Below are 25,106 nucleotides of genomic sequence, written 5' to 3'. Positions count from 1 at the left end.
ACGTTGTGGGCGAAATCAACATAAGGTCTCCCCCTGAAATCGCCTGTTTTCAGACTATTTTTGTTTAAATTAGTTTCGCGTCGCCAGTCGGATGCTGCAGACGGGGTGAAAGTTCAGTAAAATCCGTCATCCTGGCAATAACCGTGCAGAACATTGATACGAGGTACACCATGAACGATTTAACAATGGAAGCGCGGCTGGCAGAACTGGAAAGCAAACTGGCCTTCCAGGAGATGACCATTGAAGAGCTCAACCAGACGGTCATTGCCCATGAACTGGAAATGACAAAGCTGCGGGAACATATGCGCTTAATGGCAGAAAAACTCAAAGCCAGCCAGCCCTCACACATCGCTTCACAGTCCGAAGAGACGCCTCCGCCCCATTATTGAGACGTAAAAAAAGCGGGAATCTCCCGCTTTTTTTGTGCCCGAACATTTACCGAGTCACCGCAAGACATAAAGCCAGTGGAATCCCCGGAGCAAAGATAACTCTGTGACCGGGGTTCGCAAGCGTAGCCCATGCCGCTGTGGCTGGAAAGACGACGGGTATTAGTGGCAGCCGCAACCGCCATTACCGCCGCAACCACCTTTGCCATGCTCATGACCGTGGTCATGATCGTGGCCGTGGCCGTGGCCGTGGCCGCCGCAGCAACCGTCGTGACCATGGTCGTGATCGTGATCATGACCGTGAGCACCGTGAACGTGACCATGAGCCAGTTCTTCTTCGGTTGCTTCGCGAATAGCAACAACTTCAACGTTGAATTTCAGGTTCTGGCCAGCCAGCATGTGGTTACCGTCAACCACCACGTGGTCGTCTTCCACTTCGGTAATTTCTACCGGTACCGGGCCCTGGTCTGTTTCAGCCAGGAAACGCATGCCAACCTGCAGCTCGTCAACGCCCATGAAAACGTCTTTAGGAACGCGCTGAACCAGATTTTCGTCATATTGACCGTAAGCGTCATTCGCGCCTACAGCAACATCAAATTTGTCGCCGACGTCGTGACCTTCCAGCGCTGTTTCCAGGCCAGAGATCAGGGAACCATGACCATGCAGGTAGTCCAGCGGCGCACTCACCGGAGACTCATCAACCAATACACCGTCTTCTGTACGTACCTGATAGGCCAGGCTGACCACCAGGTCTTTTGCTACTTTCATGATATCTCCTGAGCGTGGGAAAATTGCTGGCGCAGATTGTAACGGAAATCCGCCCCTGTGTACCCTTTAGCTTAAAAAAACTCTGGGTATATCGCTAGTCCGGATGAAAGATCCCGATAACTTGCTCATCTTTGCGGACATGTTCACGGGCTTCTTTATCCGCCTCACGCATCTGGTGACCGCACTTAACGCATTCAACTATATCGACATTATTCTCGCGCCACATTGCCATCGAATCCTGCGCCTGGCAGGACGGGCATACGGCCCCGGCAATAAAACGTTTACGTACTGCCATGGGTTCCCCCTTATTCAAACTCGTCCCAGCCATCCAGTTGGCGACGCTCTTGCTGCATTTCACGCTGAAAAATCTCTTCCAGCTCTCGTCTCGCTTCCCGCACACGGGAAATTTGCATTGTATCGGTATGCACTGGCATCAGCTCACGCAGCATACGCATATCGAGACGCTTAAAGTGCAACTGCGCACGGTGGGCCTGATGCGGGTGCATCCCCACCGAGATAAGCGTTTTACGGCCTAATTCCAGCGCACTGGAAAACGTCTCACGGGAAAATTGTGTCACGCCCACCTGCAAGAGCTCATGTGCTTCCACACGGCCCCGCGCACGCGCCATGATCTTAAGCTGCGGGAAATGTTGCTGACACAGTTCCACCAGCTTCATCGTATCTTCCGGATCGTTACAGGTGATAACGATGGACTGGGCCTCTTCCGCCCCCGCAGAACGCAACAATTCAAGCTGCGTGGCGTCACCGTAATACACTTTATAGCCATATTTACGCATCAGGTTAACGGCGCTGATATCCCGCTCCAGTACCGTTATGCGCATTTTATTGGCCATCAGCAGACGACCAATCACCTGACCGAAACGCCCGAAGCCCACCACAATCACCTGCGGTTTATCGTCGTCCACCCACGGCATTTCGTCTTCATCTTCTGGCTGGTTAAAGCGCCGGGACAGCAATTTATCAATGAGCTTCATCAGCGCTGGCGTGGTCATCATGGATAAAGTGACCGTCACCAGCAGCAGCGCCATTTGATCATTGTGGAACAGGCGTTGCGAGGATGCCGAGGAAAAAAGCACAAAAGCAAATTCTCCCCCCTGGCTCAACACCCCGGCAAACTGCATTCGCTCGGAACTGCGCAGACCATAGATACGCGCCAGGGAATAGAGCACTCCCGTCTTCACCGCCACCAGCACGGCAACACTCGCCAGTACCCAAAGCAGATGGGTATAGAGCACACCAAGGTTGAGCGCCATGCCGACGGAAATAAAGAACAACCCTAACAGCAGCCCTTTAAACGGATCGATGGCTATTTCCAGCTCATGACGGTATTCACTTTCCGCCAGCAACACACCCGCAATGAAGGTGCCCAGCGCCATCGACAGCCCCAGCGCATCCATGAACAGCGCCGATCCGAGGACCAGTAACAATGTAGCGGCTGTAAAAACTTCCCGTACGCCGGATGCGGCAATAAAGCGAAACACCGGGCGCAACAGATAGCGCCCGCCAACCAGCACACCCGCAAACACCAGCACCTTGATGCCTATTTTTACCCAGTCAGGATGGTCATCACCGTTACCCGCCAACAGCGGTACCAGCGCCAGCGCCGGGATCACCGCTAAGTCCTGAAACAGGAGTACCGAAAAGCCAAGCTGGCCGGATTCGCTACGGTTCATCCCTTTTTCACGCATCAACTGGAGTGCCATCGCGGTGGAGGACATCGCCAGACCAATCCCACCAATCACCGCCGCCTGCCAGGAGAATTGTGTCAGCATCAGTAATCCAGCCAGCACGGCCGCGCTCATCAGCACCTGCGCGGCGCCTACGCCAAAGATAGAGCGACGCAGCGCCCAAAGTTTTGACGGATTCAGCTCCAGTCCAATGATGAACATCAGGAAGACGACACCAAGTTCCGAAAAGTGCAGGATCTCATCGACATCGCTGATGAAACCGAGCCCCCAGGGGCCAATGGCAATCCCCGCCAGCAAGTAACCGAGTACCGCGCCAATTCCTAACCTGGCAGCAAGCGGAACCGCCACCACCGCAGCGAAAAGAAACAGGACGCCAGCCAGCAATAAATCCGAACCTTCCATTACAGGCCTCCCGTCATGATTGGCGAGGCCAGCCAGTCGCCGTAGGCTTTCGCATGGTTTGCCAGCGCCTCTGGCGGCTGCCTGCGCGCCCAGTAAATAATGATGGGATTCATCCAGTGCATGCGGCACATGGCCGCCGTTAACTCAAAAGGGCGCAGAATATCGCTTATGGGATAACGGTTGAGCCCGTCATGGCGATAGGCCGCCTCCGGTTCACCGGTGGTGATGACACTACGCCAGTACTTTCCCGCGAGCTGACTCCCTCCCGGGCCGCTGGCGAATTCGCGCGTAAGCACGCGATCAAACCACTCTTTCAGCAACGCCGGGCAACTGTAGGTATAAAGCGGATGTTGGAAAACAATAACCTCATGCTCGCGCAGCAGCGCCTGCTCCCGGGGAATATCAATAAAAAAGTCTGGATAGTGTGCATAGAGGTCATGCACGGTGACATTGTGCAGTTGCTTTGCCGGCTTGAGCAAAACTCGATTTGCCACCGAGTCCTGTGATTCCGGATGGGCATACAGCAGCAGTACTTTCGCTGTCTGGGACATCATCCCCCTCCCGGGCGTAAAACCTGTCATTTTTATTACCGCATTCAGCGGCCAGAATGATTTTGTCTAAATTCTTTGTTTTGGGCTACCATTGCGGGCCTGGTGGGGCGAAACCGCTCACTACTTACATTATCATAATGACAAATTAACATAGTCTGAACATACGGCGCCTTATGATTGTTTTCTCCTCGTTACAAATTCGTCGCGGCGTGCGTGTCCTGCTGGATAACGCCACAGCTACCATCAACCCGGGTCAGAAAGTCGGCCTGGTGGGCAAAAACGGCTGCGGCAAATCTACATTGCTGGCGCTTTTGAAAAACGAGCTCAGCGCTGATGGCGGTAGTTTTACCTTTCCCAATAACTGGCAACTGGCGTGGGTGAATCAGGAAACCCCTGCCCTGCCAATGCCTGCACTCGACTATGTGATTGATGGCGATCGCGAATACCGTCGGCTCGAAGCAGAGCTGAACGCGGCCAACGAACGCAATGACGGACACGCCATCGCCACCGTCCACGGCAAGCTCGACGCTATCGACGCCTGGACTATCCGTTCGCGCGCCTCCAGTTTGCTACATGGTCTGGGTTTTTCTAACGAACAGCTCGAACGTCCGGTCAGCGATTTCTCAGGCGGCTGGCGTATGCGTCTTAACCTCGCGCAGGCACTGATTTGCCGCTCCGACCTGCTGCTGCTCGATGAACCGACCAACCACCTCGATCTCGATGCGGTAATCTGGCTGGAAAAGTGGCTAAAGAGCTATCAGGGCACTCTGATTCTTATCTCCCACGATCGTGACTTTCTCGATCCGGTGGTGGATAAAATTATTCATATCGAACAGCAAACCATGTTCGAATACACTGGCAACTACAGTTCCTTCGAGCGTCAGCGCGCAACCCGTCTGGCGCAACAGCAGGCAATGTACGAAAGCCAGCAGGAGCGCGTGGCGCATCTGCAAAGTTTCATCGATCGCTTCAAGGCCAAAGCCAGCAAAGCGAAGCAGGCGCAAAGCCGCATCAAAATGCTCGAGCGTATGGAGCTTATCGCTCCGGCCCACGTGGATAACCCGTTCCACTTTAGCTTCCGTGCGCCAGAAAGCCTGCCCAATCCGCTGCTGAAAATGGAAAAAATCAGCGCCGGCTATGGCGACCGTGTCATCCTCGACTCTATTAAGCTCAACCTGGTGCCAGGGTCGCGTATCGGGTTACTGGGCCGCAACGGTGCGGGTAAATCGACGCTTATTAAACTGCTGGCCGGTGAACTGACGCCGTTTAGCGGCGACATCGGTCTGGCGAAGGGCATCAAGCTTGGCTATTTCGCCCAGCATCAATTGGAGTTCTTGCGTGCCGACGAGTCGCCGTTACAGCATCTGGCGCGTATGGCCCCGCAGGAGCTGGAGCAAAAGCTGCGTGATTATCTCGGCGGTTTTGGTTTCCAGGGTGACAAAGTCAGCGAAGAGACTCGCCGCTTCTCCGGGGGCGAGAAAGCACGCCTGGTACTGGCGCTGATCGTCTGGCAGCGCCCGAACCTGTTGCTGCTCGATGAACCCACCAACCACCTTGATCTCGACATGCGTCAGGCGCTGACCGAAGCGTTAATCGAATTTGAAGGCGCGTTGGTGGTGGTGTCGCATGACCGTCATCTGCTGCGCTCCACTACGGACGATTTATACCTGGTGCACGACGGAAAAGTCGAACCGTTCGATGGCGATCTGGAAGATTATCAGCAGTGGCTGAGCGACATTCAGAAACAGGAAAGCCAGCCGACCGACGCACCGAAAGACAATGCCAACAGTGCGCAAGCCCGCAAAGACCAGAAACGCCGGGAAGCCGAATTGCGAACCCAAACGCAACCACTGCGCAAAGAGATCACCCGCCTCGAAAAAGAGATGGAAAAACTCAATGCCCAGCTAGCGCAGGCGGAAGAGAAGCTCGGAGACAGCGGCCTGTATGACCAAAGCCGTAAAGCAGAACTTACCGAGTGTCTGCAGCAACAGGCAAAGGCAAAAGCGGGTCTTGAAGAGTGCGAAATGGCGTGGCTGGAGGCGCACGAGCAGCTCGAAGCAATGCTGCAAACTGATTAATCACGCAGGCAGGCTGAGATGACCCCCGACATCACCAGTGATCTCACCTTTCGCAAGCTGGCCATTTTTATGGCCTTCATGGAGAAAGGCAATATCGCCCGAGCCGCCGAGGCGCTGAACCTTAGCGGTGTGAGCGTGCATCGCGCGCTGCATACGCTGGAGGAGAACGTACGCTGCCCGCTGTTTGTCCATAAGGGGCGCAACTTATTGCCCCTTCCGGCGGCCTGGACATTGCTGGAGTATTGCCAGGAAGCCACGCAAATCATGGAGCGCGGTCTGGCAGAAGCCCGCAAGATGGCGGGTATCGGCCAGAATCGTTTGCGCGTCGGCACCCTCTATTCGCTCACGCTGGAAACCGTCCCCCAGTTGATCATGGGGATGAAGCTACGCCGCCCGGAACTTGAGATGGATTTGACGATGGGGTCGAACGAGACCCTGTTGCATAAACTGGAGGAAGGAACGCTGGACGCGATACTGATCTCCATTTCTGAATCGGAACTGGATTCAGCCAACCTCGAAATGCTGCCGCTCTTCCACGATGAAATCTTTCTGGCTGCACCGGCGGCCGCGAAACTGAATACCTCAGCTCCTGCCGATTTACGCGACTATCGCCAGCAAAAATTCGTTGCTCTTGCCGAAGGGTTTGCCACCTACGCCGGGTTTCAGGAAGCCTTCCATATCGCCGGGTTTGAGCCAGAGATTGTGACGCGGGTGAATGATATCTTTTCTATGCTGAGCCTGGTGCAGGCGGGCGTGGGCTTCACGTTGATGCCGGGGCGAATGAAGAAGGTGTATGAGAATTCCGTGCAGCTACTCAAACTCGCACAGCCCTACCAGATGCAGCAGCAGATAGCCATTGTCTTTGCCCGCAACCGCGAGCATGACCCGAACTTACTGGCGCTGGCGGCGGAAGGCCGTATGTACGCCAGAAACCGGCAGGACAACGTCTGAACCGAACCCGGCTTATTCCTGCGATCTGAGCCGTTTTGCGAGGTGTTCCGCGACCGACACGCCGCTGCGATCGAGTGAAATCGTCTCTCCCGTCCATGCGGCCTGACGGGTTAAGCAGGTCAGTATGCCGCCGGGCGGCATCTCAATCGCCAGCCGGGCTTCACGTTCGTTTGCCGCAATCATCGCCTCCTGCCAGCGCACGGTGCGCGCCATGTTCATCGCCAGATCGTCGGCAATTTTATCAGCCTGCCACAATACGCGCCCGGTGCTACCGCTAAGGTAAGCACAGTTCGGGCGAGCAAGTGTCACCTTGCGAAATGCCTCCGCCAGTTTTTGGGCCGGTTCAGCCAGCAGCGCACAGTGTGACGGTACGCTGACATCAAGACGTCGGACTTTATTTGCGCCTTTGGCGAGCGCTTTCTGCCCCACACTCGCCATCGCCGCGTCGCTACCGGCAATCACAATCTGGGTCTCGGCATTCAGATTGGCAATATACGCCCCGCTCCCTTCCACCAGTGCTTCCACCTGCGGTAGCGTCAGCCCCATGATCGCCGTCAGACCATAACCGTGGGGCCAGGCCTGTTCCATTAAATCACCGCGTAATGCCACAAGCCACAGAGCGTCTGCATAATCCAGCGCTCCGGCGATGACCGCGGCCGGATAGGCGCCAATCGAAAGGCCGCTGACAATATCGGGCGAAACGTCCCGGCGCTTAAGTTCACGCGCCCAGGCAACCCCGGCTATCAACAAACAAAGCTGAACGGCGCGCGTATGCTGTAAAGCTTCCGCAGTATCCAGCGTATCGATTTCTGCGCCCAGCACCTCACGTGCCTGCGCCAGTTCCGTTCCCGGAAGCGCGCGCAACATCCCCGGATGCTGCGTCCCCTGCCCGGGAAAGGTGAACAGAATTTTCATTTAATTCCCCTCAAACCAGGGATCGCTGACCAACTGCGGCCCGCGATTCGTTTTCAGAAGCACCCTGCCGTCACGCAGCCACTCCGTGAGCGCAAAGCCGCCCTGCGGAACATTGACCTGCGTATCAACACGGCATAAGGCGCCTGAAATCAGCTGCTGCCAGCGAAGTAACGCCTCGCGTGCCAGCGGTTGCGGCGCACGGATCATCAGGTCAAGATCGCTGGACGCATGCAAAACCGGGATCCCGGTTGCCAGGCTATAACCGCTACTGCCCGTAATCCCCCAGACCCACGGCCAGCGCTGTTGAGCCAACTGGAACGCAACCTGCACGGGCGGCTGAGTGATAAACGGTGAACGGACCAGCGTCTGCGTATCAACGAGTTCTTCCGGAGAGACAACGCGGACAACGTGCTCCGGGGCAACCCAGGCCGCTGCGCGTTGCTCACGTTTAAGGCCGCGTATCCCGACAGGCACGCGCCCATTAGGATTCACATCACGCCGCACCACCACCGGCAAACCGGGGTGCCATATCTCTTCAACCCAGGCTTCGGTAACGCCTTCCAGGGCGCTACGATCGGCAAGCCAGACAAGATCGTGCGGTCGTAATGTTTTCATGGTTTAGATTCCTGAGGTCAGCGAGATAAACAGCGGCAACGACAGAATACACAGTACTGAGCTTAACAGCAGCACGGCTTCTGCATCCGGCGATTGCACGCCAAATCGGTTACCGAATACCACGCCGAAGAAACCGGCAGACAGCGCAATCATCAGGATTGCGGTAATCGCCACCGAACCGTGCAGGCCAAAAATCAGCACGATACCCCAGGCGATAAAAGGCTGAATCAGCAGCTTGGCAATGGTCGAGGTGATGACCATCGTGTTGATCTGCAGTTTACGGGCAGAGAGGATCACCCCGGTCAGGAATAACGCCGCTGCGGTTGCAGACAGGCCCAGCGGTTTAATCGCCGCCAGCAGGAGTTCCGGCATTTTGATACCAATCGCAGAGAGGATCACACCCAACAGCGGCCCCATCACGATCGGTTTTTTCAGCGAGCGCCACATCAAAACCGGCAGCATTGCCAGCGTGGAACCGGAGTTGCCTCCCTGCGCACGGGCTTTTTCACGCTCCAGAATCAGCAGGCAGAATGGGGTCATCAATACTGAACCACAGGCAATCGACACCGCGACAGAAAGCGACGTAGAAGAACCTTCGCCCAGCACGCTACCCAGAATAGGCAGCCCCAGCGCCGCATAGTTCGGCAGCGCGACGGTCAGGGTCAGCACGGCGGCATCCTGCGGCGATTTTTTAAAGACACGGGTCGCCAGGAAGTAGATAACCGCGTAAGTAACCCACATCGCCAGCGTCAGGACCAGAATCAGTGGAGACTGGGCAACGATACCGGTCCACGGAGTTTGTACCGTGGCACTGAACAGGGCCGCGGGGAGTGCAAAATCCATGACGAAAATATTGAGCAGGGAAACATTCTTGTTATCCACCATTTTGGCCTTGCCCGCCCAAAAGCCCAGCAACATGATGATAAAAATCGGTGCGAGGGCATGAACAATTACATAAGTCATAAATCACCTGTAATAAATAAAGAAACGTTTAGCACTGGTGCGATGATTATTATTTTCAGGATGCACGCGCCCGCGTGGGCACAGTGGCTGTGCCCACGGAGTTAATGCATCTGGCAGGTCTCTTTTTTACTTACCAGCTCGCTTTCATGCGTTCACGCACAAGCGCAGAGCTGCGGCGATTGTCAGCGCCCAGACGGTTTTTCAGGGTGGCATCCTGACGAGCGGCGTGGATAGCCTCTTGCAGCGTGGTTTTCACCAGTGCCAGATCGGACGACGATGGCGCATCCGGATTGCTGATATCCAGCAGATTTTCCAGCAGCCCCAGGGTGGCGTAGTTACTGATGTCATAGGCCATCGGTGGGATGGTCGCCGCCAGTTTTTCCAGCGCCTCTACGGTACGCAAGGTGATACGCGCGGCGGACTCTTTACCCATCGCGTGAATCAACACGCCTTTGTCGTTGAAGGCTATCAGCCGGTTAGCCTGATAACCGTGCGCCAGAAACGCACCGGACATCGCTTTACCAACAATGAGACCAATCACCGGATGGCCTGCCAGGCGCGCATTGGCATAGGCCGCAGCGGCACCGGCCAGCGCCTGGTGAATACCAAAACCTTCTTCACGGCGACCGTACGCCTGGCTTGGCACATCAATTACCGCCACAATCGGGCGTTTCTCGGCTTTATCCGCATCAGCGGCGACCGTTTCGCTGATAACTTTCGCCAGCGTCCAGCCTTCCAGCAGGCCCACCTCGCCTTTGGCGGCGCGCGGGAAATGGTTATTCGCATCAGGGACAACGGCAACAAAGCGCACCGTTTCACCGTTCAGTTCACCATCGGCTACCTGTACGGACGGGCATAAGCCTGCCAGGCGCTGGGCGTTTGGGGCGAGGGTTTCCAGCCAGAGTTCGCCACGGCTTATTGCAGTACTCATCATTTCACCTCCCGGGCAAAAAGGGCTTTAATCTGTTCGGCATCAGCCTGTTTGCGGGTGTCGAAATTGGTCAGACGGGCAAGGTAGTCGTCGTAGTTATCGGTGCGATGTTTTGCCGGTACGCCTTTGGCAATCGCCTCGTTCATGGCTTGCTTCACCGCGTTTACACCATCGCCCACCAGCGCATCCACCAGCCCGCTTTGATAGCGTACTTCCCCACCGGTCATGCTCCAGATAAACGGACGGTCGCGGGAGTCGTACTCTTCAATACCCGCTTCCTGTTCGATGACCTGCGGACCGTTCAGCCCCAGGCGGGCTTCGCGGGTAACAATCAGATAACTGCACAACGCTGCGGCAATGGACATCCCACCGAAGCAGCCCACGGTCCCGGCCACAATACCGATCACCGGGGTATAGCGGCGCAGGTCAACAATCGCGGCATGAATATCAGCAATCGCCGCCAGGCCAAGGTTGGCCTCCTGCAGACGAACGCCACCGGTTTCCAGACTCAGCACCGCCTGAGTCGGGATACCGTTGCGGTTATCTTCTGCCGCCAGTTCCAGCGCCGCTGCCATTTTGGCACCGGAGACTTCGCCCATACTGCCGCCCTGGAAGGCGCCCTCAATGGCGACGACCACGGCGGGTTTGCCGTTGATGGTGCCTTTCGCCACTACCATGCCGTCATCGGCCTGCGGCACGATGCCCTGCGCGCCCAGCCACGGGGAGACAATCCCTTCAAACGGGTCGAGCAGTTCACGGTAGCTGCCCTCATCCAGCAGCGCATGCGCACGCTGGCGTGCTTTTAGTTCGATAAAACTGCGATCATCACGCATAGCTCACCTCTTCAAAGACCTGCTCAATACGAATGCGCGCGACGCCAGGCGTGGCGCCGAAATCGTGAATGATCAGTTTGCCCGCAGGCAGGTTGCTGACGGTTTGCAGACGGTTGAACAAGGCTTCCCAGCGGCCACGGCTGTTGTCGACGGAAGTCGTGATATCTATAGTGAGTGTCTGGCTCTGGTCGGCGGTGAATAACACCTCCATATCCCCTGAACCAACAACCCCTGCCAGCGCTTTGCCGTTTAAGGTACGGCTGGCGGGCACGGTTAATGTGATTTTTTCCATAACATCCTCTTAATGCTTGAAATAGGGTGTCCCGATACGGTCAAGAAACAGAGTGGCAGCCAGTAAGTCTGCCGCACCGCCCGGTGAGGCGTTCAGCGCCAGCATTTGACGATCCAGGAGGTGGAGCGCCTGCTGTCCTTCCGGGGTCGCACTGCCCCCCGCGGTTAAGACGGCGCGCGCACCATGCTGCATGGCCTCAAGCCCTTCCATCCCGGCGCGGGAGAGCACGCAGGTATCGGTAAGCGAGGTCATGATGGCCATCAGGGCATCAATCCGGGCGTGAGACTCACTGCCACCGTTCATCCGGCTCAAACGCAACTGCGGTAAGGCGAGCTGTAAAATATGCGGGAAGGCCTGTTGTGCCTCTTCTCTGGCACCGGGTACGCGATAGCGATGTGTGGCGCGAAGCCCTTTACTGAAAATTTTGGGCGCGGCGTCATCCGGCAGTTTCGCCAGTGTGGCGGCGGTCGCTGCAATAACAGGCGCGCTCGCATCGCCACCACGCATCGCCACCGCGCTGACCAGCAGCCCCAGCGCCCAAATCGCACCACGGTGGGTATTCACGCCACCTGTTGCCACCATCATCTGCTGTTCGCCAACACGTCCGAGTCGTCCAATGGTTTGTCGCAGCGCAATGTCCGCCGGACGTTGCCAGCTTTGTTGCGCCAGCGCCTGAAACGTGGGGGTCAGGCTATGGGCAGAGCGCTCCATCAGCGCAAGCGTTAAGTCGTGGTGCGCGCCGTTCCCCCGACTGTCCACCAGACCGGGTTTCGGGCTTAATCGTGCTTCGTCAATCAGACACTGCGTGGCGGTTCGCGCCAGCCATTCGGCACCGCCTTCAACCTGAATCTGTGGCAGAAGTTTCATTACCAGCTCCGGAATTTCGCAGGCGGGTTATAAAGACCACCGGACCATTCCACCAGGTCTGCCACGCTGCTTGCCGCAAGTAACGAACGGGTGGCCTCGGTGCGGCGAATACCCATATCTTCCGGGTAAACCACTTTGCCACTGCGGCGCAATTCGGCGACGCGTTTGGCGTCTACGCCCAGGCCAATATCGGTGATACCCGCCACGGCGGCGACCATCGCACGGCGCTCTTCAAGGCTTTCAGCACGATAGAGGTAAGCAATGCCTTCTTCGGTCAGCACATGGGTGACGTCATCGCCATAAATCATGACCGGTGCCAGCGGCATACCGGACGCTTTGGCCACGTCTACAGCATCAAGCGTTTCCACAAAGGTGGGTTTTGCACCGGCCTGGAAGGTCTCAACCATCTGCACCACCAGCTTTTTACCGCGCTGCATGGGGTCAGGTTCGGTGATCATATTCAGCCAGGCAGGCGTCGCATGACGACGACCATGCGGGTCATGGCCCATATTTGGCGCACCGCCGAATCCAGCCAGACGCCCACGGGTGACCGTCGACGAGTTTGCCAGGCCATCCACCTGCAGGGTCGAGCCGATAAACATATCCACCGCGTACTGACCCGCCAGTTGGCAGAAGGCGCGGTTGGAGCGCATAGAACCGTCTGCGCCGGTAAAGAACACGTCCGGGCGGGCGCGGATGTACTCTTCCATCCCCAGTTCGCCGCCGAAGCAGTGCACGCTCTCCACCCAACCGCTTTCAATGGCCGGGATCAGCGTTGGATGCGGGTTCAACGTCCAGTGCTTACAGATTTTGCCTTTCAGACCAAGCTGTTCACCGTAAGTCGGCAGCAACAGTTCAATCGCCGCGGTGTTAAAGCCGATACCGTGGTTCAGCGACTGTACCTGGTGCTCGGCGTAAATCCCTTTGATGGCCATCATCGCCATCAGAATGTGTTCCTGTTTAATCAGGCGCGGGTCGCGGGTAAACAGCGGTTCGATAAAGAAAGGCTTATCAGCCACGACCACGTAGTCAATCCACGAGCCAGGGATATCCACACGCGGCAAATCGCATTCGTCATCCACCAGTTCATTGACCTGGGCGATAACAATGCCGTCGCGGAAGGCGGCCGCTTCCACCAGCGCCGGGGTGTCTTCGGTACTCGGCCCGGTGTAGAGATTGCCTTTACGGTCCGCTTTGTAACCGGCAATCAGTGCCACGTTTGGCGAGAGGTCAACATACAGGCGGGAATACAGCTCGATGTAAGTATGAATAGCGCCGATTTCCAGCAGGCCATCTTCCAGCAACTGTGAGATACGCAGGCTTTGGGTACCCGAGAAAGAAAAGTCCAGCTTGTGGGCGATACCTTTTTCGAAAATGTCGAGATGTTCACTGCGTCCGACGCTTGGCATGATCATATGCAGGTCATGGACTTTTTGCGGGTTGACCGACGCCAGCGCGCGGGAGAGAAAATCGGCCTGTTTTTGGTTATTCCCTTCCAGTACCACTTTGTCGCCCGGCGCGATCAATTTTTCCAGCATGGCGACCAGATCGTCGGTCGGCAGCACCTTGCCCTTTACGGGTACGGATGCCAGGCGACGCTGTTTTTCCGTGCGCCGCGTATTCCACACCCGTTCTGGTGTTTGTCCAGATAACATTATTAACCTCCTGATTCAGCGAATCATTTTGATTTGCTTAACACTAAGTAAAGTGTGCGCGCTGGTGAGAAAGGCATCAATTAAGGATAAAAGACGATTGTTAGCCTGAGAGTAATAATCAAAGTGATGATTTGTGACGAGGATCATTTTAAGAAGGGAAAATGTGTAGCACATAGGGGGCACGATGCGCCCCCCCAGAATGGAGTAGAGCAGTTAGCGCTGGGCGGTCAGGCGCTGGCGAATCTGTTCAAAATGGTCAACGTTATACAGTTTGCCGTCCAGGAAACGCGTTTTCAGTTCACCGGTTCTTTCCTGCTCCCAGGTTTGTTCATCATGCAGTTGCAGCTCACCCTGCGCGTCTCTTTCTACCCGTAACAGCCCGCGCGCTGAACGTTTCAGGCCGCTGTCAGTTTTCGGCTCTTTGAAGATCATCCGCCCTTCGCCGTTAACCGCGCCCCATGTCGCTTTCATCGCAAAACCAAACGTATCGCGTGTGTTGTACTGATAGGTAAATGATCCCACCCCGAAGACAACGTTTGAGCTGGCAAAACCTTTGGCTTCCAGGCGACGCAGGATTTCATCTGCCCGCGCAAGGGTAATGGAGTCGCCATAAATCAGACCAACATGCGGGTCGAGTACCTTGTAGCCCTTCTCATTCACGGTGCCGCCGAAGATCTCCCATAGCACTTCCACAGAACCTTTCTCCTCCGGGGTGCGCGTGTTGCGGGTATCATCATCCGCCCCGGTACCACACAGGATCTCAACCGGGTCACCGCTGTCCGGGCGGAACACGACGCGCCCTTCACGATTAAGGATTATCTGTTTCAGTTCACGGGTGTATTCCGTCATTACCCGCCAGTAATCCCAGGTATCCGAGACGATTGAGACAAAGCCCTGCGGATAGAGATCGACTATCAAACGACGGAAGGTTTCAATTTCTTGTTCCTTCTCGCCCATGCACATCACGCTATGCTCGGTGGCCGGAATGCTCGCGCCAATAAAATAGTCCTCACCAGCGGTGTAGTGGTCACGGGCGTAGAGCAGTGACGGAATGCTGTCGGTACCTTTAAAACTCAGCAGGTGCCCGGCACCGGCCTGCATAGTGTCCTGGAGACCCGCCATGCCACGGAAGGAAAAGTCGTGGCACTGGAAATCAAGATGTGACATATCGCTGCAGGTTTTTACCGCCCACTGTTCACAGACTTTACGGTAGTGGTGCGCAATGGTGGCGTTGGTGGAGGCTTTCCACAATTCAGCGGAGAGCACCGTCTCAAGATAATTCACCAGCCAGAAGAACTCATCACGGGTATTGGTGATGGTCAGCACCGGCACTTTCATGGGCACTTTGCTGCCCTCATCAAGGGATTTAATGTGCAGAGGCAGATAACCCAAATTGTGCAGTGCGCGAATGTGGTCAACCGGCACGGCGTCTTTGCCCAGGTAGCTGTCCATCACCGCTTTGTATTCATTAACCACGTCTTCTTGTGGGCGGGCAAAAAAGGCATCGTTGAACAAATCGACCATAAACCACTGTAAAAACCCCTGCAGACCAAAGAACACCAGCTTGCCGTCTGCCATGGGAGATGAGAAAAAGCGATCGCTGCGCGGCGTAAAGTTGGAGTACACCTGCGTGGTCCCTTGCGGGTACTGCGCGCGGTGGGAAACTTTATAACCGTCGATAGCCAGGATGGGGTTCATTTTCATGGTGTTATCTCCCTTAAGCACAAAAAATAGTGTCGATGTCGATAAGCTCAACGCGAGGTTCGCGAAGCTCAGAAGAGGCAAAAGAAGTAGTGGTATAAATGGCGTCAATACCATTGTTCAGCAGGTTCCCGACCCCTTTAGAAAACACGCCGTGGGTTACATATAAACTCACGCTGCGCGCGCCGGCATCACGTAGTACCTGAGCAGAGCCGATAAAGGTACCGCCCGCATCGCAAAGGTCATCCACAATGAGCACGTCTTTGCCTGCCACATTACCGGAGACGAGGGAAAAACCGGTCAGGTTACCCGTTGCAACATCACGCTCTTTCGTGAGGATGGCATAGTCCCGCGCCCCACTGGCTTTGGCTACGTTATGAATTTTCTTCAATGCCCCGGCATCGGGCGCTACAAGCATCAATTTGCCTGTGCTTATCGCCTGACGCAGGTTTTCGCTTTTCATCAGGCAGGTTTCCTGCGCAATCACCACGCTATTGTTGATGGCCGCCGCTGCCGCATCACTGTGCGGATCCAGCAGATAAACTTTGTTGAAGTTCAGTGTGTTCAACTGGTTAGCGAATACTTTGAGCGCAAAACTGTCGCCGTTAACCATGTGTCGGTCCTGGCGCGCCCAGGGCAGCCATGCCAGTTCAAGATGGCTTACGGCGATGTCCGTAACATGACGCACCGCATCAACCAGTTGGGCTAACAGCATGAAATCGTTCATATCGCGCATGGCGGCAACGCGAACCCGCATGACCTGAGCAAAACGTGGCAGTTCACCGATGACTTTCAGCCATACCGCGCCGTCGGGAAAGACACCTCGTTCGATTTCAACGGGTTGATTATCAAGTGCTAACGCGATTCTGCTGGTCATAATTCACCTCACCATTAATTAATGTCCCTAAGACACTTATAATAGTGTCTATGAGACATTTATTGGCAAGGGATTTTTTTCCTATCGCGCAAATAAAAAGTTAATCAATTGATATTTAAGGGTATAAAAGTTAGCTTGCCGCCATTGGGTGGGCTGATAAACTTGTGGCGTGTTTAATAAGCCGAGTAAGCGATGATCAGCGAAGCAGAGTATCTGGATTCTTATGATGCCAGCCGGTTCCCTTCCCCCCTGGTGACGGTAGACAGTGTGCTGTTCACGCTGCATGAGCAGGCGCTTCGCGTTTTGCTGGTGAAACGAGCGAGTCACCCTCAACGGGGGCGTTGGGGTCTGCCTGGCGGGTTTATCGATATGGAAAAAGATGAATCCACGCGAGCCACGGCATTACGTAAGCTGACAGAAAAAACGGGCGTCTCCCCTTCCTGGCTGGAGCAACTGGATACGTTTTCCGGGGCAAAACGCGATCCCCGTGGCTGGAGTCTGACCATCGCTTGGTATGCGTTAATCTCCTGGGTAGCCTGCGCGCCGCATATCGCGAGCGTCAGCGATGCCAAATGGATGCCCGTAACCGGGCTGGATGATATCGACCTGGCCTTCGATCACCGGGAGATAATTCAGACGGCGCTACAACGGTTACGACAGAAAACAATGTACTCTTTACTGCCAGTGTATTGTCTGCCTGATACCTTTACCCAGACACAATTGCAGGAGGCGACGGAGATTATCCTCGGCCAGCCTATCCAGCGAAAAAGCCTGATTCGCCGATTTGAGGCCTCAGGCATGTTTGAAGAGACAGGCGAGAGCGTAGCGACAGGTGCGCGAAAAGCACGCTTGTGGCGACGTAAGCCGGGTGTCGATATTCATCTCTTTTCCCGAAATTTACTGACGGACTAGTATGGCCTGCACGATGTCCCGCGAAATGAAAAAACGGCGCAACATCGAGCAGCTATAGTTGTCCCATTCTTGATTCTATTGTTCTTTACTATGGCTGAAATTACACCTTCACGACTCTCGGAAATGGCTGCTGATAACTCTGCGTTCCGCCCACTGCGCGGCGGAAGCAATCCGCATTTCCAGACCATGCTCCCGCGACTGATCCGCCGGAAACTGGGCTTTACGCCGACCTGGCAGCGCCTGGAATTGCCCGATGGCGATTTTGTGGATCTCGCCTGGAGCGAAGACCCTGAACTGGCAAAACATAAACCACGGCTGGTGGTCTTCCACGGGCTGGAAGGCAGCCTGCACAGCCCCTATGCTCATGGTCTGATAGAAGCAGCAAAAGCGCGCGGCTGGCTGGGCGTGGTGATGCATTTCCGTGGCTGCAGCGGTGAACCTAACCGCCTTAACCGCATTTATCACTCTGGCGAAACCGAAGACGGCACCTGGTTTTTGCACTGGCTGCAACGGGAGTTTGGCCAGGCCCCTACCGCGGCGGTGGGCTATTCGCTGGGCGGCAATATGCTGGCCTGCCTGCTGGCTAAAGAGGAAAATCGCGTACCCCTGGATGCTGCGGTCATTGTCTCTGCCCCCTTTGTCCTGGAAGCATGCAGCGCCCATATCGAAACCGGCTTTTCACGGGTGTATCAGCACTATCTGCTCAACCTGCTGAAAGCCAATGCGTCGCGCAAATTAAAAGCCTATCCGGGTTCCTTACCCATTGATTTACGGCAATTGAAACGTCTGCGTCGTCTGCGCGATTTTGATGATGCGATTACGGCGCGTATCCATGGTTTTGCCGATGCGATTGACTATTACCGCCAGTGCAGCGCCATGCCGCTGCTGAATAAAATCAGCAAACCGACGCTGATCATCCATGCTAAAGATGACCCCTTTATGGATCAAAATGTGATCCCCGATACGCAGACATTACCGCCGTCGGTAGAATATCAACTCACCGAACATGGCGGTCACGTGGGGTTTGTGGGCGGCACGTTACTCCACCCGGAAATGTGGCTTGAGAAACGTATCCCCGACTGGCTGCAAACTTATCTGGAAAGCTAAATGATTATTCCCTGGCAGGACCTGGCGCCTGAGACGCTCGACAGCCTGATTGAAAGCTTTGTCTTGCGTGAAGGCACCGATTATGGTGAACATGAGCGCTCACTCGAACAAAAGGTCGCCGATGTGAGACGGCAACTTAAAAACGGTGAAGCCGTACTGGTGTGGTCAGAACTGCACGAAACCGTCAACATTATGCCGCGCTCGCAGTTTCGCGAGTAACTCACTGGCGGCTGGCTTCGTCTACAACAATGGTTTACTCAGGGAGCTGCTATGTCCGCTAAACATCCGGTTATTGCCGTAACAGGTTCCAGCGGTGCGGGAACCACCACCACCAGCCTCGCGTTTCGCAAAATCTTTGCTCAACTGAATTTGCATGCCGCCGAGGTTGAAGGTGACAGTTTTCATCGCTATACCCGCCCTGAAATGGACATGGCAATTCGTAAAGCCCGCGATTTAGGTCGACATATCAGCTATTTTGGCCCGGAAGCGAATGACTTCGGCCTGCTGGAACAAACGTTTATTGAGTACGGACAAACCGGCACAGGCCAGGCACGAAAATATCTGCACACCTACGATGAAGCCGTTCCCTGGAACCAGGTTCCCGGTACGTTCACCCCCTGGCAGCCCCTGCCGGAGCCAACGGATGTGCTGTTTTATGAAGGGTTACACGGCGGCGTGGTGACGCCCCAGCACGATGTCGCCCGCCACGTCGATCTGCTGGTAGGCGTGGTGCCCATCGTCAATCTCGAGTGGATGCAAAAGCTGGTACGCGATACCAGCGAGCGCGGTCATTCCCGTGAGGCAGTGATGGACTCGGTGGTTCGATCGATGGAAGACTACATCAATTTCATCACCCCACAATTTTCCCGCACCCATATTAATTTCCAGCGCGTGCCGACGGTGGATACCTCCAACCCGTTCGCCGCCAAAGTGATCCCATCGCTCGATGAGAGCTTTGTGGTGATTCATTTTCGTAATCTTGAAGGGATCGACTATCCCTGGTTGCTGGCGATGTTGCAGGGTTCGTTCATTTCACACATGAATACGCTCGTGGTGCCTGGCGGCAAAATGGGGTTAGCAATGGAGCTGATCATGACACCGCTGGTCCAACGGCTGATGGAAGGGAAGAAGATTCAATAGGCCTCCAGCCGACACAACTTCTGCCTCCCTCTGAAGCCCCGGTAAACGCAGCGCCACCGGGGAATGTGTCGGATACGCGACGCTTATCCGACCTGTGTTCTCAGGCCTCAATCACCTCATATGAATGCGTGATTTTCACCGCTTTCTCCAGCATTAATGCCACGGAGCAATACTTCTCGGCAGAGAGATCCACCGCGCGCGATACCGCCGCCTCTTTTAGCTCTTTGCCGGTCACGATAAAGTGCAAATTGATATGCGTAAACAGACGCGGAGCCTCTTCACGACGCTCTGATGTCAGCTTCACTTCGCAATCTTTCACATCGTGGCGGCCTTTTTGCAGAATAGAGACAACATCGATAGCGCTGCATCCCCCTGCGGCCATCAGCACCATTTCCATCGGGCTTGGGGCTTTGTCGCCTGAGTTACCATCCATCAGGATCTGGTGCCCGGACGCAGACTCGCCAAGGAACGTTAAACCTTCTACCCATTTCACACGAGCTTGCATTTTTAATTCACTCCGGAGTTACAATTTTCTTTACAGATTACGCGCACATAAGAAAACTCGCAACGGAAGGCGACCTGCGTCAAGCTGAAGCGAGACACCAGGAGACAGGCGTTAAAAGCTATGCTAAAACAATCACGATGCTACAGTGATACATTGACGTTATGCATGTATGCAGAGGACATCACATATTACAGGCCGCAGGCATGTCTGACGGTCCACTTCCCAGGTATGGGGAAGATAGATTGCAACCCCGGACGCGATATGTGAATCCAGCGTCTGGAGCCAGCTTATAACAGAGGATAACCGCGCATGGTGCTTGGCAAACCGCAAACAGACCCGACTCTCGAATGGTTCTTGTCTCATTGCCACATTCATAAGTACCCGTCGAAGAGCACGCTGATTCACCAGGGTGAAAAAGCGGAAACGTTGTATTACATCGTCAAAGGCTCAGTGGCTGTGCTAATCAAGGATGAAGAAGGTAAAGAGATGATCCTCTCTTACCTTAACCAGGGAGATTTTATCGGTGAACTGGGTCTGTTCGAAGAGGGTCAGGAGCGCAGTGCATGGGTACGCGCTAAAACCGCTTGTGAAGTGGCCGAAATCTCCTACAAAAAATTCCGCCAGTTAATTCAGGTGAACCCGGATATTCTGATGCGTTTGTCTTCCCAGATGGCGCGTCGCCTGCAGGTCACCTCGGAAAAAGTCGGTAACCTCGCCTTCCTTGATGTAACGGGCCGTATCGCACAGACGCTGCTGAATCTGGCGAAACAACCGGATGCAATGACCCACCCGGACGGTATGCAAATTAAAATTACCCGCCAGGAAATTGGTCAGATCGTTGGCTGTTCCCGCGAAACCGTCGGCCGTATCCTGAAAATGCTGGAAGATCAAAACCTGATCTCCGCACACGGTAAAACCATTGTCGTGTACGGTACACGTTAATTCTCAAGCGGCGCATCGCCCTTAACGATGCGCCGTTTTTGTCTCTCTTCCCCATGTGGCGCAGGCTGATTTATCACCCCGAAATCAACTATGCACTGCGACAAACGCTGGTGTTATGCCTCCCTGTGACCGTGGGTCTGATCGCGGGTCGTCTCGATCTTGGTCTGCTGTTTTCTCTCGTTCCCGCCTGCTGCAATATTGCCGGTCTGGATACTCTGCATAAACGTTTCTTCAAACGCGTCATTATCGGCGGCACGCTCTTTGCGGGCAGTAGCCTCACGGTACAGCTATTACTGACGCAAAATATTCCGCTACCGCTGATTCTGAGCGGATTAACGCTCTTGCTCGGCGTCACAGCAGAAATCAGCGCATTACACGGGCGGCTTCTACCCGCCTCGCTCATTGCCGCCATCTTTACTCTCAGCCTCGCCGGTAACATGCCCATCTGGGAGCCGTTGCTGATTTATGGGCTGGGTACCCTGTGGTACGGCGCATTTAACGCCTTCTGGTTCTGGTTGTGGCGAGAGCAACCGCTGCGTGAATCCTTGAGCCTGCTGTATCGCCAACTGGCAGACTATTGCGAAGCGAAATACAGTTTACTGACGCAGCACGTCGATCCAGAAAAAGCTCTTCCGCCACTCCTGGCACGCCAGCAAAAGGCGGTGGATATGATTAGCCAGTGTTACCAACAACTGCATATGCTGGCGGCAAATAACAACAACGACTACAAGCGGTTACGCCGCGTCTTCCAGGTGGCGCTGGACTTACAGGAACATATTGCCGTCAGTCTCCACCAACCGCAGGAAGTGCAGGAGCTGGTCGAACGCAGCCATGCCGAGGAAGTTATCCGCTGGAATGCGCAAACCGTTGCCGCGCGGTTACGGGTCATAGCCGATGATATTCTTTATCACCGCTACCCCAAACGCTTCAATATGGATAAACAGATTGGCGCGCTGGAGAAAATTGCCCGCCAGCACCCGGATAACCCGGTTGGGCAGTTTTGCGCCTGGCATTTCAGTCAGATAGCCCGGGTTTTGCGTACCCAGCGCCCGCTCTATGTCCGTGATCTGATGGCGGAGAAGCAGCGCCGTTTGCCCCTGATCCCGGCCCTCAAAAGTTATCTGTCGTTGAAATCCTCCGCCTTACGTAATGCGGCACGCATTAGCGTCATGCTCAGTATTGCCAGCCTGATGGGTAGCGCGCTCCATCTGCCTAAACCTTACTGGATCATGATGACGGTGATGTTTGTTACGCAAAACGGTTATGGGGCGACACGCGTGCGCATCCTGCACCGGGCGGCAGGCACCATGGCCGGGCTGATCATTGCCGGCGCGACGCTGCACTACCACGTACCGGAAGGCTTCACGCTCACCGCGATGCTGATCGTCACGCTGGTTAGCTATCTGATTATCCGCAAAAGCTACGGCTGGGCGATGGTGGGTTTTACCCTCACCGCAGTCTATACGCTCCAGTTGCTTACACTGAATGGCGACCAGTTTATTGTTGCCCGTCTTATCGATACGTTGATCGGCTGCCTGATTGCTTTTGGTGGCATGGTCTGGCTGTGGCCTCAATGGCAAAGTGGTCTGTTGCGAAAAAATGCTCATGACGCGCTGGAAACTTACCAGGATGCCATTCGGCTGATCCTGAGCGATGATCCCCAGGCGACGCCGCTGGCCTGGCAGCGCATGCGGGTAAACCAGGCGCATAACGCGCTCTTTAACTCGCTTAATCAGGCCATGCAGGAGCCGGGTTTTGATACGCGTTATCTGGCAGACATGAAGCTGTGGGTCACGCACAGTCAGTTTATTGTCGAACATATTAATGCAATGACCACGCTGGCGCGGGAGCACACCATGCTCACGCCGGACCTGGCCCAGCGTTACCTGCAGTCCTGCGAAATTGCCCTGCAACGTTGTCAGCAACGGCTGGAGTATGATGGTCCGGGAAGTTCAGGAGATGTGAATATTCTGGAGGCGCCGGAGAGCATGACGCATGGCCCAATGAGCACGCTGGAGCAACATCTGCAACGGATACTGGGGCATCTGAACACCATGCACACCATTTCGTCGGTGGCATGGCGTCAGCGCCCACATCACGGCATCTGGTTAAATCGCCGCTTGCGCTCTTAAGGGTTAACCACTTTGGCTACTGCTTTGGCAAAGCGCAGCATACCTTCTGCGATATCGTTCTCTTCAATGATAAGCGACGGCGCAAAACGCATTACGTCAGGACCGGCATTAAGCACCATCAGCCCTTCATTTGCCGCCGCGTAGAGGAAATCACGCGCACGGCCTTTGTACTGCGGTTTCAGTTCCGCGCCAACCAACAGACCCATGCCGCGAATTTCGCTGAACAGGTCGTACTGCGCGTTAATGTCTTCAAGATGCTTAACGAACAGTTCGCGTTTCGCATTGACGCCATTTAAGACCTCTGGCGTATTAATGATGTCGAATGCCGCACCAGCAACAGCACAGGCCAACGGGTTACCGCCGTAGGTTGAACCGTGGGACCCCGGATGGAACGCGCTGGCGATCTCCTGAGTGGTGAGCATGGCGCTTACCGGGAAACCACCGCCGAGCGCTTTGGCGCTGGTCAGGATATCGGGGGTGACACCATAGTGCATGTAGGCGAAGAGATCGCCGCTGCGCCCCATTCCACACTGCACTTCATCAAACACCAGCAGCGCTTTGTGTTCATCGCACAGCTCACGCAAGCCCTGTAAAAACTCTGGCGTTGCCGCCGTCACCCCGCCTTCCCCCTGAATCGGTTCAACCACGACCGCACAGGTATGATCGTCCATGACCGCTTTTACCGCATGCAGGTCGTTATAGGGCACATGAATGATATCCGCCGGTTTCGGGCCGAAGCCGTCCGAGTATTTCGGCTGACCGCCCACGGTCACGGTGAACAGCGAACGGCCATGGAACGCGTTGTGGAAAGCGATGATTTTGGTTTTATGCGGACTGTGGCGGGTAGATGCATAATAACGCGCCAGTTTGAATGCCGTTTCGTTAGCCTCGGTGCCGGAGTTCATAAACACCACGCGCTCGGCGAAGGTGGCGTCGATCAGCTTACGCGCCAGGCGTAGTGCGGGTTCATTCGTAAACACGTTGCTGATATGCCACAGCGTTTCGCCCTGTGTTTTTAACGCTTCCACCAGCGCCGGATGGCAATGCCCCAGCGCGGTAACGGCGATACCACCCGCAAAATCAACGTACTCTTTACCCTGCTGATCCCACACGCGGCTACCTTTTCCTTTCACCGGAATAAATTCGGCCGGTGCGAAAATTGGTAGAATGACTTCGTCAAATGTTGCGCGCGTGATTGCACCCTGCTGAGTTGCCATGTAACCCCACCCTTTTTAAACAAGAAGTAGAAGTGAAAATATAATCACGAAATATGCATAAAAAATCACTCAATGGCAACTAAAAATCGGCGCGATGCAAAAAGTTATTCAATAACGCATGTCCCTGCTCGCTAAGAATACTTTCCGGGTGAAACTGCACGCCTTCCAGATCCCACTGACGATGGCGAATCCCCATGATCTCTTGCGTCTCGCTCCAGGCGGTCACCTCAAAGCAATCCGGTAATGAAGGCGGATCGATCAACAAAGAGTGGTAGCGCGTGACGGTTAACGGATTATTCAGGCCGCGAAAAACGCCCAGCCCGGTATGGGTTATCGGAGAGGTTTTCCCGTGCATAACCTGTTGCGCCCGGATAATGCGGGCGCCAAAGACCTGGGCGATGGCCTGGTGACCGAGGCAGACGCCGAGAATCGGCAACGAGCCAGCATAGTGGCGAATAACCTCCAGAGAGATACCCGATTCATCCGGCGTGCAGGGGCCTGGGGATATCACGATCTTTTTGGGGGCCATAATCGCAATATCCGCCAGGGTGATCTCATCATTACGCCTGACCTCGACCTGAGCCCCCAGTTCGCAAAAGTACTGATACAGGTTCCAGGTAAAAGAGTCGTAATTATCAATAAGCAGGATCATGGCGG

General features: G+C 55.2%; 26 protein-coding genes. 9 read left to right on the top strand and 17 right to left on the bottom strand.

Features of this window, described 5'->3' with window-relative positions; all coding sequences use genetic code 11:
• Positions 1 to 170: 170 nt before the first annotated feature.
• The gene (locus ACS0RQ_RS02205; protein ID WP_041851432.1) at positions 171 to 389 is read left to right on the top strand and encodes a protein SlyX; all 219 of its coding nucleotides are present in this window, start codon (positions 171 to 173) and stop codon (positions 387 to 389) included.
• A 159-nt stretch (positions 390 to 548) separates the two neighbouring features.
• Here the strand turns inward: ACS0RQ_RS02205 and slyD are convergent, their stop codons facing one another.
• From slyD to kefG, 4 genes are all read right to left on the bottom strand, one after another.
• Positions 549 to 1,154, bottom strand: a complete 606-nt coding sequence (gene slyD / locus ACS0RQ_RS02200) for a peptidylprolyl isomerase (RefSeq protein WP_271851090.1) — start codon at positions 1,152 to 1,154, stop codon at positions 549 to 551.
• A gap of 94 nt (positions 1,155 to 1,248) precedes the next feature.
• The gene (locus ACS0RQ_RS02195; protein WP_041851430.1) at positions 1,249 to 1,449 is read right to left on the bottom strand and encodes a YheV family putative zinc ribbon protein; all 201 of its coding nucleotides are present in this window, start codon (positions 1,447 to 1,449) and stop codon (positions 1,249 to 1,251) included.
• 10 nt (positions 1,450 to 1,459) lie between these two features.
• Positions 1,460 to 3,265 (bottom strand): glutathione-regulated potassium-efflux system protein KefB, encoded by a 1,806-nt coding sequence (gene kefB, locus ACS0RQ_RS02190; RefSeq protein WP_041851429.1) that lies wholly within the window; start codon positions 3,263 to 3,265, stop codon positions 1,460 to 1,462.
• Complete coding sequence (kefG, locus tag ACS0RQ_RS02185) at positions 3,265 to 3,819, bottom strand: glutathione-regulated potassium-efflux system ancillary protein KefG (protein WP_072039772.1); 555 nt, start codon at positions 3,817 to 3,819, stop codon at positions 3,265 to 3,267. Before kefG ends, kefB begins: the two co-directional genes overlap by 1 nt.
• 170 nt (positions 3,820 to 3,989) lie before the next feature.
• Between kefG and ACS0RQ_RS02180 the strand changes: the two genes are divergently transcribed.
• Positions 3,990 to 5,894 carry an ABC transporter ATP-binding protein gene (locus ACS0RQ_RS02180; protein WP_041851427.1) on the top strand — a complete coding sequence of 635 codons (1,905 nt, stop codon included), beginning with the start codon at positions 3,990 to 3,992 and terminating at the stop codon, positions 5,892 to 5,894.
• An 18-nt stretch (positions 5,895 to 5,912) separates the two neighbouring features.
• On the top strand, positions 5,913 to 6,845 hold the full coding sequence (locus ACS0RQ_RS02175; RefSeq protein WP_271851091.1) for a LysR family transcriptional regulator: 933 nt from the start codon (positions 5,913 to 5,915) through the stop codon (positions 6,843 to 6,845).
• Positions 6,846 to 6,857: 12 nt separating this feature from the next.
• Here ACS0RQ_RS02175 and mdcH read toward each other — a convergent pair whose 3' ends face one another.
• From mdcH to prs, 10 genes are all read right to left on the bottom strand, one after another.
• A complete protein-coding gene (gene mdcH / locus ACS0RQ_RS02170; RefSeq protein WP_271851092.1) occupies positions 6,858 to 7,760 on the bottom strand; it encodes a malonate decarboxylase subunit epsilon in 903 nt (300 codons plus the stop codon).
• Positions 7,761 to 8,375, bottom strand: coding sequence for a malonate decarboxylase holo-ACP synthase (locus ACS0RQ_RS02165; RefSeq protein WP_271851093.1), 615 nt, complete (start codon positions 8,373 to 8,375; stop codon positions 7,761 to 7,763).
• A 3-nt stretch (positions 8,376 to 8,378) separates the two neighbouring features.
• Positions 8,379 to 9,338 carry an AEC family transporter gene (locus ACS0RQ_RS02160; RefSeq protein WP_041851423.1) on the bottom strand — a complete coding sequence of 320 codons (960 nt, stop codon included), beginning with the start codon at positions 9,336 to 9,338 and terminating at the stop codon, positions 8,379 to 8,381.
• Positions 9,339 to 9,468: 130 nt separating this feature from the next.
• Positions 9,469 to 10,269 (bottom strand): biotin-independent malonate decarboxylase subunit gamma, encoded by an 801-nt coding sequence (mdcE, locus tag ACS0RQ_RS02155; RefSeq protein ID WP_271851111.1) that lies wholly within the window; start codon positions 10,267 to 10,269, stop codon positions 9,469 to 9,471.
• A complete protein-coding gene (locus ACS0RQ_RS02150) occupies positions 10,269 to 11,102 on the bottom strand; it encodes a biotin-independent malonate decarboxylase subunit beta (RefSeq protein ID WP_041851421.1) in 834 nt (277 codons plus the stop codon). The genes mdcE and ACS0RQ_RS02150 overlap by 1 nt, the downstream gene beginning before the upstream one ends.
• The gene (gene mdcC, locus ACS0RQ_RS02145; protein WP_271851094.1) at positions 11,095 to 11,394 is read right to left on the bottom strand and encodes a malonate decarboxylase acyl carrier protein; all 300 of its coding nucleotides are present in this window, start codon (positions 11,392 to 11,394) and stop codon (positions 11,095 to 11,097) included. Before mdcC ends, ACS0RQ_RS02150 begins: the two co-directional genes overlap by 8 nt.
• A 9-nt stretch (positions 11,395 to 11,403) precedes the next feature.
• The gene (locus ACS0RQ_RS02140) at positions 11,404 to 12,261 is read right to left on the bottom strand and encodes a triphosphoribosyl-dephospho-CoA synthase (RefSeq protein ID WP_271851095.1); all 858 of its coding nucleotides are present in this window, start codon (positions 12,259 to 12,261) and stop codon (positions 11,404 to 11,406) included.
• Entirely contained in the window at positions 12,261 to 13,916 is a 1,656-nt protein-coding gene (mdcA, locus tag ACS0RQ_RS02135; RefSeq protein ID WP_271851096.1) for a malonate decarboxylase subunit alpha, read from the bottom strand. The genes ACS0RQ_RS02140 and mdcA overlap by 1 nt, the downstream gene beginning before the upstream one ends.
• 213 nt (positions 13,917 to 14,129) lie before the next feature.
• Entirely contained in the window at positions 14,130 to 15,620 is a 1,491-nt protein-coding gene (locus ACS0RQ_RS02130) for a nicotinate phosphoribosyltransferase (RefSeq protein WP_271851097.1), read from the bottom strand.
• A gap of 13 nt (positions 15,621 to 15,633) precedes the next feature.
• The gene (gene prs / locus ACS0RQ_RS02125; RefSeq protein WP_271851098.1) at positions 15,634 to 16,494 is read right to left on the bottom strand and encodes a ribose-phosphate diphosphokinase; all 861 of its coding nucleotides are present in this window, start codon (positions 16,492 to 16,494) and stop codon (positions 15,634 to 15,636) included.
• Positions 16,495 to 16,686: 192 nt separating this feature from the next.
• Between prs and ACS0RQ_RS02120 the strand changes: the two genes are divergently transcribed.
• From ACS0RQ_RS02120 to ACS0RQ_RS02105, 4 genes are all read left to right on the top strand, one after another.
• Positions 16,687 to 17,406 (top strand): NUDIX hydrolase, encoded by a 720-nt coding sequence (locus tag ACS0RQ_RS02120; RefSeq protein WP_271851099.1) that lies wholly within the window; start codon positions 16,687 to 16,689, stop codon positions 17,404 to 17,406.
• A 123-nt stretch (positions 17,407 to 17,529) separates the two neighbouring features.
• Complete coding sequence (locus ACS0RQ_RS02115) at positions 17,530 to 18,513, top strand: hydrolase (protein WP_420372492.1); 984 nt, start codon at positions 17,530 to 17,532, stop codon at positions 18,511 to 18,513.
• Positions 18,514 to 18,732 (top strand): YheU family protein, encoded by a 219-nt coding sequence (locus tag ACS0RQ_RS02110; protein ID WP_041851414.1) that lies wholly within the window; start codon positions 18,514 to 18,516, stop codon positions 18,730 to 18,732.
• Between the two features lie 51 nt (positions 18,733 to 18,783).
• Entirely contained in the window at positions 18,784 to 19,653 is an 870-nt protein-coding gene (locus ACS0RQ_RS02105; RefSeq protein ID WP_041851413.1) for a phosphoribulokinase, read from the top strand.
• Between the two features lie 100 nt (positions 19,654 to 19,753).
• On the opposite strand, the gene ACS0RQ_RS02100 is transcribed toward ACS0RQ_RS02105, so the two are convergent.
• Positions 19,754 to 20,158: an OsmC family protein gene (locus ACS0RQ_RS02100; RefSeq protein ID WP_041851412.1), complete on the bottom strand. Its 405-nt coding sequence runs from the start codon at positions 20,156 to 20,158 to the stop codon at positions 19,754 to 19,756.
• Positions 20,159 to 20,467: 309 nt separating this feature from the next.
• Between ACS0RQ_RS02100 and crp the strand changes: the two genes are divergently transcribed.
• Positions 20,468 to 21,100, top strand: a complete 633-nt coding sequence (crp, locus tag ACS0RQ_RS02095) for a cAMP-activated global transcriptional regulator CRP (protein WP_000242758.1) — start codon at positions 20,468 to 20,470, stop codon at positions 21,098 to 21,100.
• Positions 21,101 to 21,153: 53 nt separating this feature from the next.
• The gene (locus ACS0RQ_RS02090) at positions 21,154 to 23,232 is read left to right on the top strand and encodes a YccS/YhfK family putative transporter (protein WP_271851112.1); all 2,079 of its coding nucleotides are present in this window, start codon (positions 21,154 to 21,156) and stop codon (positions 23,230 to 23,232) included.
• On the opposite strand, the gene argD is transcribed toward ACS0RQ_RS02090, so the two are convergent.
• Both argD and pabA read right to left on the bottom strand, forming a co-directional pair.
• On the bottom strand, positions 23,229 to 24,449 hold the full coding sequence (gene argD, locus ACS0RQ_RS02085; protein WP_271851101.1) for a bifunctional acetylornithine/succinyldiaminopimelate transaminase: 1,221 nt from the start codon (positions 24,447 to 24,449) through the stop codon (positions 23,229 to 23,231). The two genes, ACS0RQ_RS02090 and argD, sit on opposite strands and share 4 nt — an antisense overlap.
• A 79-nt stretch (positions 24,450 to 24,528) precedes the next feature.
• Positions 24,529 to 25,101, bottom strand: coding sequence for an aminodeoxychorismate synthase component 2 (gene pabA / locus ACS0RQ_RS02080; protein WP_271851102.1), 573 nt, complete (start codon positions 25,099 to 25,101; stop codon positions 24,529 to 24,531).
• Positions 25,102 to 25,106: the final 5 nt, after the last annotated feature.

It is taken from the genome of Phytobacter diazotrophicus, assembly GCF_052061655.1.
Taxonomy (GTDB): domain Bacteria; phylum Pseudomonadota; class Gammaproteobacteria; order Enterobacterales; family Enterobacteriaceae; genus Phytobacter; species Phytobacter diazotrophicus.
Note: the sequence above shows the minus strand (reverse complement) of the source record. Positions and strands in the feature narration are given on the sequence as shown.